Consider the following 14159-nt stretch of genomic DNA (forward strand, 5'->3'; position numbering starts at 1 on the left):
CCTGATCAACGCAGTGGCCAAGCCGCGGGTGGGCATTGAAGTGAGTGCGCCGCCTCTGGGGCGGCGCGATTCATCCGTTCGGACGGTTCAGGCGTCGCCGAGCCCGCTCAAGCGGCGGAAGGTGGCCACCAGGCGCTCGATGCCGGCCTGGTCGTCTTCGCTGAAGCGCCCCTGGTCGGGGCTGTCCAGGTCGAGCACGCCCCATAGTTCACCGTCCTTGTCGAGCACCGGTACCACCAGCTCGGAGCGCGAGGCGCTGTCGCAGGCGATATGGTCCGCGACCGCGTGGACGTCGTCGACGCGTTGGGTCTGGCGGCTGCGGGCGGCGGCGCCACAGACACCCTTGTCGAAGGGGATCGGATGGCAGGCTGGCTTGCCCTGAAAGGGGCCCAGGGACAGCATGCGCGGCTGGCGCTGCAGATAGAAGCCGACCCAGTTGAGGCGCGGGACTTCCTGCATGATGAAGGCCGAGGTCTGGGCGGCGTTGGTCAGCCAGTCGCCGGAGTCGAGCAGGGCGGTGAGCTGGCGGTCGAGAAGATCGTAGGAAGACATGTCGAGTGTGGCAGTGTCCGCGGGTGAAAACGGCGAGGCCGGCCCTGGGGCCGGCCTCGAGAGGGAGCGCGCGTCAGGCTTACTTCCAGCCAGGAACGGCGGCGCCCTTGAACAGCTCTTCTGCCTTGGCGGCGACTTCGTCGCTCTGGTAGGCGTCGACCAGCTGCTGGATCTCCTCGCGATCCTCGTCGCCACCGCGCACGGCGATGATGTTGACGTAGGGCGACTCGGGGCCTTCCTTGACCAGGGCGTCGTCCAGGGTCAGGCCGGCCGGCTGGGCGAAGGTATTGTTGATGAAGGCCATATCCACGTCGGGCAATACGCGCGGCAGCTGGGCCGCCTCGATCTCGCGGAAGTCGAAGTCGTGGGGGTTTTCCACGATATTCAGCGGCGTGGCTTCCAGATTTTCGGGGTCGTCCAGAGTGATCAGGCCCTCGTTGTGGAGCAGGATCAGTGAGCGGCCTTCGTTGGACGGGTCGTTGGGCAGCGCGATGGTGGCGCCCTCGGGCAGGTCCTCGATGCTCTCGTACTTCTCGGAGTAGGCGCCGATCGGGTAGACGAAGGTGCGCCCGGCGATGGCGAAGTCGTAGCCGCGGTCGTTGACCATGGCGTTCATGTAGGGCTCGTGCTGGTAGGCGTTGGCGTCGAGGCTGCCGTCGGCCAGGGCGGCGTTGGGCGTCACGTAGTCGGTGAACTCGATGATCTCGATCTCCAGACCATAGCGCTCCTCGGCCAGATCGGCGGCGACCTGCATGACGTCGGTCTCGGGGCCGGCGACGGTGCCCACCTTCAGGCTGTGCTCATCGGCGTTGGCCTGGCTGATCGCCAGTGACAGGGTGGAAAGCGCCAGGGCGCCCAGCAGTGTCTTGCGCATCTTCAGTGTCTCCCGAAACGGTGTGTGACGTGTGTGGCGATGTTAATGGAATAACACGTCTTTCGCTAATGCAATTTGGTTATTAAGGCCATGCAGGGTGCATGTCACTTGTGGTCACTCTTGCGCACCAGATAGTCACCCAGGCTCTGGAAGGCCTGAACCATGACCACCAGGATGGCAACGGTGATCAGCATGATGGTCGGATTGAAGCGGTTGTAGCCGTAGCGAATGCCCAGGTCGCCAAGACCACCTCCGCCCACGGCGCCGGCCATGGCCGAGTAGCTGACCAGGGTCACCGCGGTGACGGTCAGGGCGGTGAAGATGCCCCCACGGGCCTCCGGCAGCAGTACCTTGGTGATGATCTGCCAAGGGGTGGCGCCCATGGACTGGGCGGCTTCCACCAGCCCGGGAGAAATCTCGTTCAGCGCGCCCTCGACCAGGCGTGCGATAAACGGAATCGCGGCGATGGTCAGCGGCACGGCGGCAGCGTTGGTGCCGATGGACGACCCCACCAGCATGCGCGTGAACGGAATGATCGCCACCATCAGGATGATGAAGGGGATCGAGCGGCCGATGTTGGTGATGATGCCGAGGACCGACTGCAGCACCGGCTGGGCCAGGATCTGGCCCGGGCGAGTGACATACAGAAGCACGCCCAGAGGGATGCCGACCAGGGCCGCGATCACACCGGACACCGCCACCATATAGAGAGTGTCGAGGGTGGCTTCGAGGATGAGGTTAAACATCGCGCTGGACATGGCCAAGCACCTCCACTGTCAGGTCGTGAGATTGCAGGTAGGCGAGGGCGCGCCGGGTGTCCTCGGCATCCCCCATCAGTTCGGCGATCATCAGGCCCAGGGTTCGCTCCTGGATGGACTCGACCTTGGCCTGCAGGATGCTGACGTCCACGCCGCACTCCCGCGCCAGCCGCGAGATCAGCGGGGTGGACACGGCGTCGCCGGAAAACGCCAGGCGTACCACCGGATGCGAATTCGGCCCGGGTGTCTGCTCGAGGCGGTCGATCAGCTCCCTGGGCGGTTCGAGTTCGAGGAATTCGTTGAGGAAGTCGCGGCCGAGCTGAGTGCGCGGGGCGGTGAAGAAGTCACCGACATCGGCTTCCTCGACCAGCCTGCCACCGGAGATCAGGCTGACGCGATGGCAGATCGACTTGACCACCTCCATCTCGTGGGTGATCAGCAGAATGGTCAACCCGAGCTTCTGGTTGATGTCCTTGAGCAGTTCGAGGATCGAGGCGGTGGTGTGGGGGTCCAGCGCCGAGGTGGCCTCGTCGCACAGCAGTACCTGAGGACGGCTGGCCAGGGCGCGGGCGATGGCCACGCGCTGCTTCTGACCGCCGGACAGCTGTGCCGGATACTGCTGGGCCTTGTCGGCCAGGCCGACAAGCTCCAGCAGAGGCGTGACGCGCTTGGTGATCTCGTCGCGCTTGACGCCCATCAGTTCCAGCGGCAGGGCGACGTTGGCGAATACCGTGCGCGAGGTCAGCAGGTTGAAGTGCTGGAAGATCATGCCGATACGGTGGCGCGCCTGATTGAGGGCGGGGCCGGAGAGGCTGGTCAACGTCTGGCCATCCACCTCCACGGTGCCGGAGGTAGGCCGCTCGAGCAGGTTGACGCAGCGAATCAGCGTCGACTTGCCGGCGCCGGACAGGCCGATGACGCCGTGAATCTGCCCCTGGGGTACGTGCAGGTCGACGTCGGCTAGCGCCTTGACGGCGCGTGAGCCGGCACCAAAGGTCTTGGAAAGGTTGGTCAGTCGTATCATCTCAGCTACCGGGTGGGCACCGAGGGACCTGGGCGGGCAAGAGAACGGCAATGGGCAGGCATAAAAAAAGGCCACCCTGACGGGTGGCCATCAACGCTGGACACACCCTTTTAGCTGCACTTCATGCACCGACGCCTTGTGAGCGTCGCGGCACGGGCGCCCGCAATCCGGGTACAAATCGGCGCCTAAAAATGTAGCGGGCAAGGATAGGGCGAGCGAAGGACCCTGTCAATCGTTTACGCATAGCCACTGGCAAGGTCTTTCGAGGTAGGCGCCACGTCGTAGTGGAACCGCCCGCCGGACGCCGTGACTGGCGATAGGTTTTCTGAACAATAGCGCAAGCGTGGACCTTTGGAGGCGCGGCTTCTAGACTGGGCCGGTTCGGGGAAGGCCCCGTGATGGCAAGGAGACAAAGATGTTCACCGGTATCGTTCAGGGCACCGCCGAGGTGGTCGAGATCAAGGAAGCGGAGGCCTTTCGCAGCCATCTGGTGCGGATGCCGCGTCACCTGTGTGAAGGCTTGGAGCTGGGCGCATCGGTGGCCCACAACGGGGTCTGTCTGACCGTCACCGATATCGATGGGGATCTGGTCAGCTTCGACCTGATGCGCGAAACCCTGCGGGTCACCAATCTCGGCGGTCTGAGCGTCGGTGATCGCGTCAACGTCGAGCGGGCGGCGCGCTTCGGTGACGAGATCGGCGGGCACGCCATGTCCGGTCACGTCATGGGGCAGGCGGAGCTGGTGGAGCTCGACGAGGCACCCAACAACCGTCGCCTGTGGTTCCTGTTGCCGCAAGGGCTCGAGCGCTTTGTCTTTGCCAAGGGCTACATCGGCGTGGACGGCATCAGCCTGACCATTGGTGAGTTGCGCAACGATACCCGGGGGCCGGCCTTTTGCGTCGACCTGATCCCCGAAACGCTGGCCCGTACCACACTGGCCGACCGTCGCCCGGGAGACAGGGTCAATCTCGAGATCGATCCCCAGACCCAGGCCATCGTCGAGACGGTAGAGCGGGTCATGGCGGCCAGGGGCTGAGCGTCGACAAGTACCTTTGCAGCCAAGTGCTGTAGCTTTGTGCCGCAGCGCCCGGACGGGCGTCGGCGGTGGTCTCCCTCGCTTGAGAAGCTGCTAACTTAACCGGATGTAACATTCCTTTAAGTGCACCGACCGTGATCAGCGAGGGACTACCATGAAAATGACAGCCAAGGCATTGGCGACAGGCGTGTGCGCCGCAGCGGCGTTGGGAATTGCCACGGCTGCCGTGGCCCAGGATCTGTCTCCCTGGGTGGACAGCGAGGGCACCATCTCCTTGCCGGACAACTTCCGCACCGAGATGGCGCATCTGGGCTCCTGGTTCGTACCCGAAGGGGACGCCAGTGGCTTCCATAACGTCTATACCGAGCCCGAGAGCGTCGCGTCCTTCCGCGAGAACGGGGTCTTCCCCGACGGCGCCGTGCTGGTCAAGGAGTTGCGGGCACACAGCACCGGCGACTACACCACCGGCGCCGGGGTGAGCTACGAGAACGAGACCATCAAGCAATGGTTCGTGATGGTCAAGGACTCCACCGACCGCTTTGCCGACAGCAATGGCAGTTGGGGCGATGGCTGGGGTTGGGCGCTGTTCAAGACCGATGATCCTTCCACCAACGTTTCGGCCGACTACAAGGCCGACTGTCTTGGCTGTCATGTCCCGGCCCAGGACAAGGACTGGATCTATACCGAAGCCTATCCGATTCTGGTAGAGTAGCGCGCCTTCGAGAGTCGCCGACATCGGGCGCGGTACGGCGGACTCGCCGTACCGCGCCCGATGTGCGTTTGGCCCCGGCCGATCGTCGAGGGCTGGGATGCCGCTTTATGGGGCGGGCAGCCTTGCTTGACGTGGTGGCGCTGGAGGTCGCGCGGACGACCCTGCGTGCTCCCTGTGCGTTGGCCAGGTTGTGCAGGATCGTCGTGATTCCCTGGACGGCCTGCTATATGGTGTCACTAGTCGCAGGGTGGCAGGGCGCGTTCGGCGAACTCTCGTCCTGGACACTCCCCTATTGACTCCACGTGCAGGACCCAGCGCATGTCCAACCAGCAGCCTGAACCGAGCTCCGGCAAGAGCCCGCTCGATCGCTTCTTCAAGCTCAGTGAGCACCGCACCACCGTCAAGACGGAGGTGATCGCCGGGATCACCACCTTCCTGACCATGGCGTACATCATCTTTGTCAACCCGAGCATCCTGTCCGAGGCGGGCATGGACTACGGGGCGGTCTTCGTGGCGACCTGTGTCGCCGCCGCGGTGGGCTGTCTGGTAATGGGGCTGTGGGCCAACTATCCCATCGCCCTGGCGCCAGGCATGGGTCTGAACGCCTTTTTTACCTACGGTGTGGTGCTGGGCATGGGCTACACCTGGGAGGCAGCGCTGGGAGCGGTCTTCCTGTCCGGTGTTACCTTCTTTCTGCTCAGCATCTTTCGCATCCGCGAGTGGATCATCAACTCGATTCCGATCACCTTGAGACTCGGCATCGCGGCGGGTATCGGTCTGTTTCTGGCCATGGTCGCGATGAAGAATGCCGGCATCATCGTCGACAACCCGGCCACCCTGGTGTCGGTGGGCGATCTGTCCGAGCCGGCCCCGCTGTACGCCCTGGCCGGGTTCTTCGTGATTACCGCGCTGGCCCATCTGCGCGTCACCGGGGCGGTGATGATCGGTATTCTGGGGGTGACCCTGGTGGCCATGCTGCTGGGCCACAATGAATTCAGCGGGGTGGTGTCGATGCCGCCGTCGATCGCGCCGACCTTGATGTCCATGGACCTGGCCGGTGCCTTCGATGTGGCCATGATCAGCGTGGTCTTTGCCTTCCTGTTCGTAGATCTGTTCGACACCTCCGGTACCCTGGTGGGCGTTGCCCATCGCGGTGGCCTGCTCGACAAGGACGGCAAGCTGCCGCGCCTGGGTCGTGCGTTGATGGCGGACTCCACCGCCTCCATGGCCGGTGCTGCCCTCGGCACCTCGACCACCACCAGCTATGTGGAAAGCACCGCCGGCATCGCCGCCGGTGGGCGTACCGGTCTGACCGCCGTGGTGGTCGCGGTACTGTTTCTGGCCAGCCTTTTCTTCGCTCCGCTGGCGGGCTCCATTCCGGCCTATGCCACCGCGGGGGCGCTCCTGTACGTGGCGTCGCTGATGGCGGGAAGCCTTGCCCATGCCGACTGGGACGACGCCACCGAGGCGGCGCCGGTATTGATCGCCGCCCTGGCCATGCCGCTGACCTTCTCCATCGCCGAAGGTATCGCCTTCGGCTTCGTCAGCTACGTGGCGATCAAGGCCCTGTCCGGTCGCTTCAAGGACCTGAACGCCGCCGTGGTGATCCTCGGTGTGCTGTTCGCGATCAAGATGATCTACCTCGATTGAGCCCATCGGGCTGACCGGGGCTGGCTGGCCAGGACCGGCTGAGCCGGCAGGTTGGCCAGCCCCGCCGTGCGGCGCCGAGACAAGGCGCCGCATGTGTCATGCATTCTTCTTTCGACCCCTAGCGAGAACCGCCATGAGTATCTACGGCGACTACATCAAGTCCGTCATTCGCACCGTTCCCGACTGGCCCCAGCCGGGTGTCAACTTTCGTGACATCACCCCGCTGCTGCAGAACAGTGCGGCCTTTCGCAAGCTGATCGACAGCTTCGTGCACCGCTATCAGGAGATGGATCTGGACGCCATCGCCGCCATCGACGCCCGCGGTTTCATCGTCGGCGCGCCGGTGGCCTACGAGCTGGGCTGCAGTTTTGTGCCGGTACGCAAGAAGGGCAAACTGCCGTTCAAGACCATCAGTCAGACCTACACCCTGGAATACGGCCAGGCCGAGGTAGAGCTGCACTCCGATGCCTTCCGTGATGGCGACCGTATCCTGGTGGTGGACGACCTGATTGCCACCGGTGGCACCATGCTGGCCGCGGCCGAACTGATCAGCCGCAGCGGGGGACATGTGGTGGAGACGTCTGCCATCGTCGATCTGCCGGATCTTGGCGGCTCCCAGAGAATCCGTGACGCTGGCCACAGCGTGTTCGCCGTGTGTTCCTTCACCGAGGACGAGTGACCCATGAGCAGTCAACGCTACCATCGCCATTTCGTGGTGTCCTGGGACCAGCTTCATCGCGACGTGCGCGAGCTGTGTCATCGCCTGATCGAGCGCGATACCAAGGGCATCATTGCGATCACCCGGGGCGGGCTGATTCCCGCCGCGCTGATCGCTCGGGAGCTCAATGTTCGCCTGATCGACACCGTCTGCATCAAGAGCTACGACCATATGGAGCAGGACAGCCTCGAGGTGCTCAAGGGCGTGGATCACGACGGCGAAGGATGGCTGCTGGTCGATGATCTGGTGGACACCGGCAAGACCGCGCGCAAGGTGCGCGAGATGCTGCCCAAGGCGCACTTTGTGACCATCTACGCCAAGCCCGAGGGTCGTCCGCTGGTGGATCAGTACCTCACCGAGGTCGCCCAGGACTGCTGGATCCAGTTCCCCTGGGACATGGGCGTGGCCTACGTCGAGCCCCTGGCGGACCAGCGGCGGTGAGCGACATGGTTCAGGTATTGCCCGACAGCTGGGAGCGCTGGCTCGGAGCCGAGTTCCAGGCGCCCTACATGCAGCAGCTCAAGGCGTTTCTGGCGGCAGAGAAGGCCGCCAGGAAGACCATCTATCCGCACTCGTCGGACTGGTTTCGGGCCTTCGAGCTGACGCCGCTGGACGAGGTACGAGTGGTGATCCTGGGGCAAGATCCCTACCACGGTCCTGGCCAGGCTCATGGGTTGTGCTTTTCGGTGCGCGAGGGCATCAAGCCGCCGCCGTCACTGGTCAATATCTACAAGGAGCTGGCCCAGGACCTGGGGGTGACGCCGGTCAACCACGGCCACCTCGAGGCCTGGGCGCGCCAGGGGGTGTTGCTGCTCAACACCTCCTTGACGGTGGAGGAGGGCAACGCCGGCTCCCACCGGGGCAAGGGATGGGAGACCTTCACCGACCGCGCCATCGAGACCGTCAACGCCGAGGCGCCGCCCTGTGTCTTTCTGCTGTGGGGCAGCCACGCCCGCCAGAAGAAGGCGCTGGTGGATCAGGAGCGTCATCTGGTGCTGGAGTCGCCGCACCCGTCGCCGTTGTCGGCCCACCGCGGCTTTTTCGGCAATCACCATTTCTCTCGGGCCAACGCCTTTCTCGCCGAGCACGGGAGATCCACGGTGGATTGGCAGCTGCCGCCGACTCCCTGAACGTGTTGGGCGGACGGCCTGGACGTCCGCCGGCTTTCGGTGCACGCAGCGGGTTAACCTGACGCGGCGTTGCAGGTAGAATGGCGCGCAATTTGTCGCCCGCGTCCATGCGACGAAGGTCGTCCAAGCACCACCTCCCGTTATCAAAGAGGACTCGCCAATGAGCGTCCATGCCATCGATCACCCCCTGGTCCAGCACAAACTCGGTCTGATGCGTGAAGCCGGCATCAGCACCAAGAGCTTCCGTGAACTGGCCGGCGAGGTGGCAAAACTGCTCACCTACGAGGCGACCCAGGACCTGGAGTTGCAGGACTATGACATCGATGGCTGGAGTGGCGAGACCATCACCGTCAAGCAGCTCAAGGGCAAGAAGGTCACCATCGTACCGATCCTGCGAGCGGGACTAGGCATGCTGGAAGGTGTCACCGACCTGATTCCCAGTGCACGGGTCAGCGTGGTCGGTCTCTACCGCGATGAAGAGACCCTCGAGCCAGTGCCCTATTTCTCCAAGTTCGCCAACGACCTGGACGAGCGCATGGCGGTGGTCATCGATCCGATGCTGGCCACCGGAGGTTCCATGGTGGCCACCCTGGACATGCTGCGCGACCGTGGCTGCCAGTTGATGCGAGTGATCGTGCTGGTGGCAGCTCCCGAAGGCATCCGCCGCGTTCAGGAAGCCTACCCGGATATCGAGATCTACACCGCCTCGGTGGACGAGCGCCTCGACGAAAACGGTTATATCGTGCCGGGACTGGGCGACGCCGGGGACAAGATCTTCGGTACCCGCTAAGCACGCGATATCCCGCCAATGCCACGGCCAGACTATCCAGCGGTGGCATTTTACCCAGTGGTTTCATGCCTATGATCGAAAGCAGACATTTCAGGTGAAATGTCTGCTTTGCTGTGTCCGCAAGTCAGTTGGGCGGGAACGCAGTTCAGCCATTGTCCGTCTGGACAGACGCCGCGCTCTCGTTGTGGCTGTCGGTGGTTGATTCAAGAATCAAGGAGGCATGGATGAAGTTGTTGCGTGTGGCAGCTAGTGCTGCAGTAATTCTGAGTCTGGCGGCAAGCGTTCAAGCTGGGGTGATACGCCCCGACTGCGATGCTGAAAAGGTCGCCAAGAATGCGGCACTCGAGGCCACGGTGGGGGTGTCTGGTCGTTGCACCGCAGATCGCGCCGTGGAAAACGCCAAGGACAACGTCAATGATCGTGTCGATGACGCCCGGGACGGGGTCGCGGATCACGTCGACGATGCTCGGGGTGGGGTTTCCGATCGGGTGGATGCTGCACACGACAGCGTCGAGCGAGCGGGCGGGAAGGTCGATGATGCGCTGGATAAGCCAGTGCGTACGCTGTTGAACTGACGTCAGCGGGTTCTCCCGCCTCCGTCGTGCGCCCAATGTTCCTTTGCGAACATTGGGCGCTTTTTTTTTCTGGAAACAACATCTGCACCGAGGCTCAGCTATCAGGGCGGTGGCTTTTCGCATTAGACAAAAGTTGATGACATGGGAGAAGTAAAGCAAAAACAGAAAGATGGGAAATAAAAAGGGTGTCTTCTGGCGCGTGGTGGGCCCTTTCGTTTAAAAACATCACGGGCGAGTAGAGATTCTCTACTACCGTACAGATGACGCCCCTCGGAGACGAGGGGAACCTCTGCGCGAAAGAGTACGCCCATGTCCCTGATCCTCGACGGCGTCACCCGCAAGGTGGCGAGCGAGACCCACATCGATGACATCAGCCTGACCCTGGAGCCGGGTTCCTTCAATGTCCTGCTGGGCCGCACCCTGGCCGGCAAGACCAGCCTGATGCGCCTGATGGCCGGGCTGGACCAGCCGACCCGCGGGCGCATCCTGATGCAGGGTGAAGACGTGACCGGCAAGGGGGTTCGCCAACGCAACGTGGCGATGGTCTACCAGCAGTTCATCAACTACCCCCACCAGAGTGTCTTCGACAATATTGCCTCTCCGCTGAAGCTGGCCCGTGTCGCCAAGAGCGAGATCCAGCGACGTGTCCACGAGATCGCTGAGCTGCTGCACATCGAAGGCCTGCTCGACCGCCAGCCACTGGACCTGTCCGGTGGCCAGCAGCAGCGCACCGCCATGGCACGGGCGCTGGTCAAGGACGCGGACCTGGTGCTGTTCGATGAGCCTCTGGTCAACCTCGACTACAAGCTGCGCGAGGAGTTTCGCGAGGAGTTGAGTGCCTTGTTCGCCCGGCGTGACTGCATCGCGGTCTACGCCACCACCGAACCGGCGGAAGCGCTGGCGCTGGGTGGCAATACGGCAATTCTGCACGAGGGGCGCCTGGTTCAGCATGGCCCGACCACTACGGTGTTCCGCCAGCCGGCCTCCCTGACCGCGGCGGAGATGTTCTCCGAACCCCCCATCAATGTGCTGGAAGGGCGCATCCGCGACGGTGAGGTCAGCTTCGACGACGAGGTGCACTTCCCGCTCGATGAAGCTCTGGCGGCGCTTGACGAGGGCGGCTACCGCTTCGGTGTGCGGCCGGCTCATCTGGCCATGCAGCCCCGGGCAGACGATGACCTGGCGCTTGACGTCAAGGTCGAGCTGGCCGAGATCAGTGGCTCCGAGACCTTCCTGCACGTGGGCAACGAGAGGATGTCGCTGGTGGCGCATCTTTCCGGTGTTCACAGCTTTCGTGTGGATGAGCCGATCACACTCTATGTACCGGTGCATCGCCTGTTCGTGTTCGACATGGATGGCAAGACCCTGCACGTGCCGCCGGAAGCCGGTGACGGAGGGGTGCGTCCGCCGCTTCCGTCTTCACGGCAGGCACCGCCGGCGTCGGCGTCAGGGGAGGAGCGCTAGCATGGCCGAGATTCGCCTTTCACAGTTGGCGCACAGCTATTCGGCGTCGCCTTCGAAGCGCAGCGACTACGCCATCGAACAGATGGAGCACGTGTGGGAGCAGGGTGGTGCCTATGCCCTGCTGGGGCCATCCGGCTGCGGCAAGTCGACCCTGCTCAATATCATCTCCGGGCTGCTGGTACCTTCCCAGGGCGAGGTGCGCTTCGACGGGGTCATGGTCAACGAGCTGCCGCCGGAAGAGCGCAACATCGCTCAGGTGTTTCAGTTCCCGGTGGTCTACGACACCATGACGGTCTACGACAACCTGGCCTTCCCGCTGCGCAACGTGAAGACCCCGGAGGAGCGGGTTCGCGAGAGGGTCGAGGAGGTCGCGGACATCCTCGACCTGACCGACCGCCTGGCCAGCAAGGCGCGCAACCTCAGTGCCGACGAGAAACAGAAGGTGTCCATGGGGCGTGGCCTGGTCCGTGATGATGTGGCGGCCATCCTGTTCGACGAGCCACTGACGGTGATCGACCCGCAGCTCAAGTGGAAGCTGCGGCGCAAGCTGAAGGAGATCCATCAGCGCTTCGCCATCACCATGATCTACGTGACCCACGATCAACTCGAAGCCTCGACCTTTGCCGACAAGATTGCGGTGATGTACGACGGTCGAATCGTCCAGTTCGGTACCCCGCGCGAGCTGTTCGAAAGCCCCGCCCACACCTTCGTCGGCTACTTCATCGGTAGTCCCGGCATGAACTTCTTCACGCCATGCATCGATGGCGACAACATCCTGATCGACGGCCAGCGCCTCGAACTGTCCGCCGCGATGCACCGCTCGCTGCTTGATGCTCGTGAACGCAGCGACAACCTCAAGCTGGGCATTCGTCCGGAATTCATCGAGCTTGCCGAGGACGGCACGAGCGGGACCCTCAGCGCCGTGGTGGACCACTGCCAGGATCTCGGGACCTACTCGATCTTGACGCTGGCGCTAGACCAGGCGCGCTTCAAGGTGCGCGTGGAGGAGGGCGGGCTCGCGCTTTCCGGGCGCGTGTCGGTGCGTTTCCCAGAAAGATGGCTGACTTTGTACGTAGATGAATCCCGTGTAGAGGTGGCGTCATGAACAAGGTCCCCAACAATCGCGCCTGGTGGCTGGTGCTGCCGATGCTGGCGCTGGTCGCCTTTTCCGCCATCGTGCCGCTGATGACGGTGGTCAACTACTCGGTGCAGGACGTCTTCGACGCCAATACCCGGTTCTTCACCGGCACCGAATGGTTCGTCAAGATGCTCAACGATCCGGCGCTGCAGGCGGCGCTGGCCCGGCAGTTTGCGTTTTCGCTGACCATTCTGGCGATTCAGGTGCCGCTGGGGGTGGGAATCGCGCTGTTGATGCCCAAGCGTGGCTGGCGGGCGTCGCTGGTGTTGATCCTGGTGACCTTGCCCTTGTTGATCCCGTGGAACGTGGTGGGCAGCATCTGGCAGATATTCACCCGTGGCGACATCGGTCTGATGGGCTGGAGCCTGCGCCAGATCGGCTATCCCTACAACATCACCTCGAGTCCGCTGGACGCCTGGGTAACCATCGTGCTGATGGATGTCTGGCACTGGACCTCGCTGATCGCACTGCTCTGCTACAGCGGTCTGCAGGCGATTCCCGAGGCCTACTATCAGGCGGCGCGCATCGATCGCGCTTCACGCTGGGCGGTGTTTCGCTATATCCAGCTACCCAAGCTCACCAACGTACTGGTGATCGGGGTGCTGCTGCGTTTCATGCACTCCTTCATGATCTACGCCGAACCCTTCGTGTTGACCGGCGGCGGGCCGGGAAGCGCGACCACCTTCCTCAGTCAATCGCTGGCGATCATGGCCACCGCCCAGTTCGATGTAGGGCCTTCGGCGGCCTTTTCGCTGATCTACTTCCTGATCATCCTGCTGGTCTGCTGGGTGTTCTATACCGCCATCATGAATCTGCAGAAGGACCGGCAGGGAGGGGCTCGCCATGACTGATTCCACGCCATCCAGTCCCGACCAGGTGCGAAAGCGCGCGGAAAAGGAGGCGGCCCGCCGCCGTCGACAGGGCCGTTCGACAGGACGACGCTTTCGCAGTGGCTTCTTGATGCTGGCCTACATCGTGTTTGTACTGCTGCCGATCTACTGGCTGGTCAACATGTCGCTGCAGACCAATAGCGAGATCCTCGGCGAGCTGACCCTATGGCCGCAATCGCTGACCTTGGCCAACTACGCCAAAATATTCACCGACCCGAGCTGGTACATGGGTTACGTCAACTCGATCACCTATGTGTTGATGAACATGGCGATCAGCATGAGCGTGGCGCTGCCGGCGGCCTATGCCTTCAGTCGCTACCGTTTCATCGGTGACAAGCACCTGTTCTTCTGGCTGTTGACCAACATGATGGCGCCACCGGCGGTGTTCCTGCTGCCGTACTTTCAGCTCTACTACACGGTGGGCCTGTTCGATACCCACATCGCCGTGGCGCTGGCCCACTGTCTGTTCAATATTCCGCTGGCGGTATGGATCCTCGAAGGCTTCATGTCCAGCGTGCCCAAGGAGATCGACGAGACCGCCTTTATTGATGGTTACAGCTTCCCGCGCTTCTTCGTCCAGGTGTTCATTCCGATGATTCGCTCCGGCATCGGCGTGACGCTGTTCTTCCTGTTCATGTTCTCCTGGGTCGAGCTGTTGCTGGCACGCACTCTGACCTCCACCGAGGCCCAGCCCATCGCCTCGGTGATGACGCGAACCTCGACCGCCTCGGGCATCGACTGGGGCACCCTGGCGGCGGCCGGGGTACTGACCATCGTGCCAGGCATCGTGGTGGTGTTCTTCGTGCGCCATCACATCGCCAAGGGCTTTGCCCTGGGCCGGACCTGAG

16 protein-coding genes are annotated in these 14159 nt (G+C 63.1%); 12 read left to right on the plus strand and 4 right to left on the minus strand.

All coding sequences use genetic code 11. The features are described from left to right. Positions 1-87 precede the first annotated feature (87 nt). The 4 genes from msrC to NFH97_RS17910 all read right to left on the minus strand — a co-directional run bounded on the left by msrC (position 88) and on the right by NFH97_RS17910 (position 3208). Complete coding sequence (msrC, locus tag NFH97_RS17895; protein ID WP_045992475.1) at positions 88-552, minus strand: free L-methionine (R)-S-oxide reductase MsrC; 465 nt, start codon at positions 550-552, stop codon at positions 88-90. A 79-nt stretch (positions 553-631) separates the two neighbouring features. Then, a complete protein-coding gene (locus NFH97_RS17900) occupies positions 632-1426 on the minus strand; it encodes a MetQ/NlpA family ABC transporter substrate-binding protein (protein ID WP_045992474.1) in 795 nt (264 codons plus the stop codon). Positions 1427-1530: 104 nt separating this feature from the next. Further along, on the minus strand, positions 1531-2184 hold the full coding sequence (locus NFH97_RS17905) for a methionine ABC transporter permease (protein WP_045992473.1): 654 nt from the start codon (positions 2182-2184) through the stop codon (positions 1531-1533). Beyond that, a complete protein-coding gene (locus NFH97_RS17910; protein WP_045992472.1) occupies positions 2165-3208 on the minus strand; it encodes a methionine ABC transporter ATP-binding protein in 1044 nt (347 codons plus the stop codon). Before NFH97_RS17910 ends, NFH97_RS17905 begins: the two co-directional genes overlap by 20 nt. 415 nt (positions 3209-3623) lie before the next feature. On the opposite strand from NFH97_RS17910, the gene NFH97_RS17915 reads away from it, so the two are divergent. From NFH97_RS17915 to NFH97_RS17970, 12 genes are all read left to right on the plus strand, one after another. Beyond that, positions 3624-4244, plus strand: a complete 621-nt coding sequence (locus NFH97_RS17915) for a riboflavin synthase subunit alpha (protein WP_108133095.1) — start codon at positions 3624-3626, stop codon at positions 4242-4244. A gap of 154 nt (positions 4245-4398) precedes the next feature. Then, positions 4399-4956: a cytochrome P460 family protein gene (locus NFH97_RS17920; protein WP_231498667.1), complete on the plus strand. Its 558-nt coding sequence runs from the start codon at positions 4399-4401 to the stop codon at positions 4954-4956. 318 nt (positions 4957-5274) lie between these two features. Continuing rightward, positions 5275-6606, plus strand: a complete 1332-nt coding sequence (locus NFH97_RS17925) for an NCS2 family permease (protein WP_045992468.1) — start codon at positions 5275-5277, stop codon at positions 6604-6606. A 133-nt stretch (positions 6607-6739) separates the two neighbouring features. Next, positions 6740-7285, plus strand: a complete 546-nt coding sequence (locus NFH97_RS17930; protein ID WP_108133097.1) for an adenine phosphoribosyltransferase — start codon at positions 6740-6742, stop codon at positions 7283-7285. Positions 7286-7288: 3 nt separating this feature from the next. Then, positions 7289-7765: a xanthine phosphoribosyltransferase gene (gene gpt, locus NFH97_RS17935; protein ID WP_045994212.1), complete on the plus strand. Its 477-nt coding sequence runs from the start codon at positions 7289-7291 to the stop codon at positions 7763-7765. Positions 7766-7770: 5 nt separating this feature from the next. Further along, entirely contained in the window at positions 7771-8454 is a 684-nt protein-coding gene (gene ung, locus NFH97_RS17940) for a uracil-DNA glycosylase (RefSeq protein WP_108448865.1), read from the plus strand. 160 nt (positions 8455-8614) lie between these two features. Then, positions 8615-9244 (plus strand): uracil phosphoribosyltransferase, encoded by a 630-nt coding sequence (upp, locus tag NFH97_RS17945; RefSeq protein WP_045994211.1) that lies wholly within the window; start codon positions 8615-8617, stop codon positions 9242-9244. Between the two features lie 224 nt (positions 9245-9468). Then, positions 9469-9819 carry a hypothetical protein gene (locus NFH97_RS17950; protein WP_222516519.1) on the plus strand — a complete coding sequence of 117 codons (351 nt, stop codon included), beginning with the start codon at positions 9469-9471 and terminating at the stop codon, positions 9817-9819. 309 nt (positions 9820-10128) lie between these two features. Further along, positions 10129-11283, plus strand: coding sequence for an ABC transporter ATP-binding protein (locus NFH97_RS17955; protein ID WP_349625270.1), 1155 nt, complete (start codon positions 10129-10131; stop codon positions 11281-11283). A gap of 1 nt (position 11284) precedes the next feature. Beyond that, positions 11285-12388 (plus strand): ABC transporter ATP-binding protein, encoded by a 1104-nt coding sequence (locus NFH97_RS17960; RefSeq protein WP_124804855.1) that lies wholly within the window; start codon positions 11285-11287, stop codon positions 12386-12388. Then, a complete protein-coding gene (locus NFH97_RS17965) occupies positions 12385-13272 on the plus strand; it encodes a carbohydrate ABC transporter permease (RefSeq protein ID WP_045994208.1) in 888 nt (295 codons plus the stop codon). The genes NFH97_RS17960 and NFH97_RS17965 overlap by 4 nt, the downstream gene beginning before the upstream one ends. Then, entirely contained in the window at positions 13265-14158 is an 894-nt protein-coding gene (locus tag NFH97_RS17970) for a carbohydrate ABC transporter permease (protein ID WP_124804854.1), read from the plus strand. The genes NFH97_RS17965 and NFH97_RS17970 overlap by 8 nt, the downstream gene beginning before the upstream one ends. Position 14159: the final 1 nt, after the last annotated feature.

Source organism: Halomonas sp. SCS19 (assembly GCF_040147015.1).
In the GTDB taxonomy this organism is placed as follows: Bacteria; Pseudomonadota; Gammaproteobacteria; order Pseudomonadales; family Halomonadaceae; genus Halomonas; species Halomonas litopenaei.

Excerpts from the sequence above, each read along its gene's own strand:
- msrC (WP_045992475.1), bottom strand. The coding sequence starts at position 552 with ATGTCTTCCTACGATCTTCTCGACCGCCAGCTCACCGCCCTGCTCGAC.
- NFH97_RS17900 (WP_045992474.1), bottom strand. The coding sequence starts at position 1,426 with ATGCGCAAGACACTGCTGGGCGCCCTGGCGCTTTCCACCCTGTCACTG.
- NFH97_RS17905 (WP_045992473.1), bottom strand. The coding sequence starts at position 2,184 with ATGTCCAGCGCGATGTTTAACCTCATCCTCGAAGCCACCCTCGACACT.
- NFH97_RS17910 (WP_045992472.1), bottom strand. The coding sequence starts at position 3,208 with ATGATACGACTGACCAACCTTTCCAAGACCTTTGGTGCCGGCTCACGC.
- NFH97_RS17915 (WP_108133095.1), top strand. The coding sequence starts at position 3,624 with ATGTTCACCGGTATCGTTCAGGGCACCGCCGAGGTGGTCGAGATCAAG.
- NFH97_RS17920 (WP_231498667.1), top strand. The coding sequence starts at position 4,399 with ATGAAAATGACAGCCAAGGCATTGGCGACAGGCGTGTGCGCCGCAGCG.
- NFH97_RS17925 (WP_045992468.1), top strand. The coding sequence starts at position 5,275 with ATGTCCAACCAGCAGCCTGAACCGAGCTCCGGCAAGAGCCCGCTCGAT.
- NFH97_RS17930 (WP_108133097.1), top strand. The coding sequence starts at position 6,740 with ATGAGTATCTACGGCGACTACATCAAGTCCGTCATTCGCACCGTTCCC.
- gpt (WP_045994212.1), top strand. The coding sequence starts at position 7,289 with ATGAGCAGTCAACGCTACCATCGCCATTTCGTGGTGTCCTGGGACCAG.
- ung (WP_108448865.1), top strand. The coding sequence starts at position 7,771 with ATGGTTCAGGTATTGCCCGACAGCTGGGAGCGCTGGCTCGGAGCCGAG.
- upp (WP_045994211.1), top strand. The coding sequence starts at position 8,615 with ATGAGCGTCCATGCCATCGATCACCCCCTGGTCCAGCACAAACTCGGT.
- NFH97_RS17950 (WP_222516519.1), top strand. The coding sequence starts at position 9,469 with ATGAAGTTGTTGCGTGTGGCAGCTAGTGCTGCAGTAATTCTGAGTCTG.
- NFH97_RS17955 (WP_349625270.1), top strand. The coding sequence starts at position 10,129 with ATGTCCCTGATCCTCGACGGCGTCACCCGCAAGGTGGCGAGCGAGACC.
- NFH97_RS17960 (WP_124804855.1), top strand. The coding sequence starts at position 11,285 with ATGGCCGAGATTCGCCTTTCACAGTTGGCGCACAGCTATTCGGCGTCG.
- NFH97_RS17965 (WP_045994208.1), top strand. The coding sequence starts at position 12,385 with ATGAACAAGGTCCCCAACAATCGCGCCTGGTGGCTGGTGCTGCCGATG.
- NFH97_RS17970 (WP_124804854.1), top strand. The coding sequence starts at position 13,265 with ATGACTGATTCCACGCCATCCAGTCCCGACCAGGTGCGAAAGCGCGCG.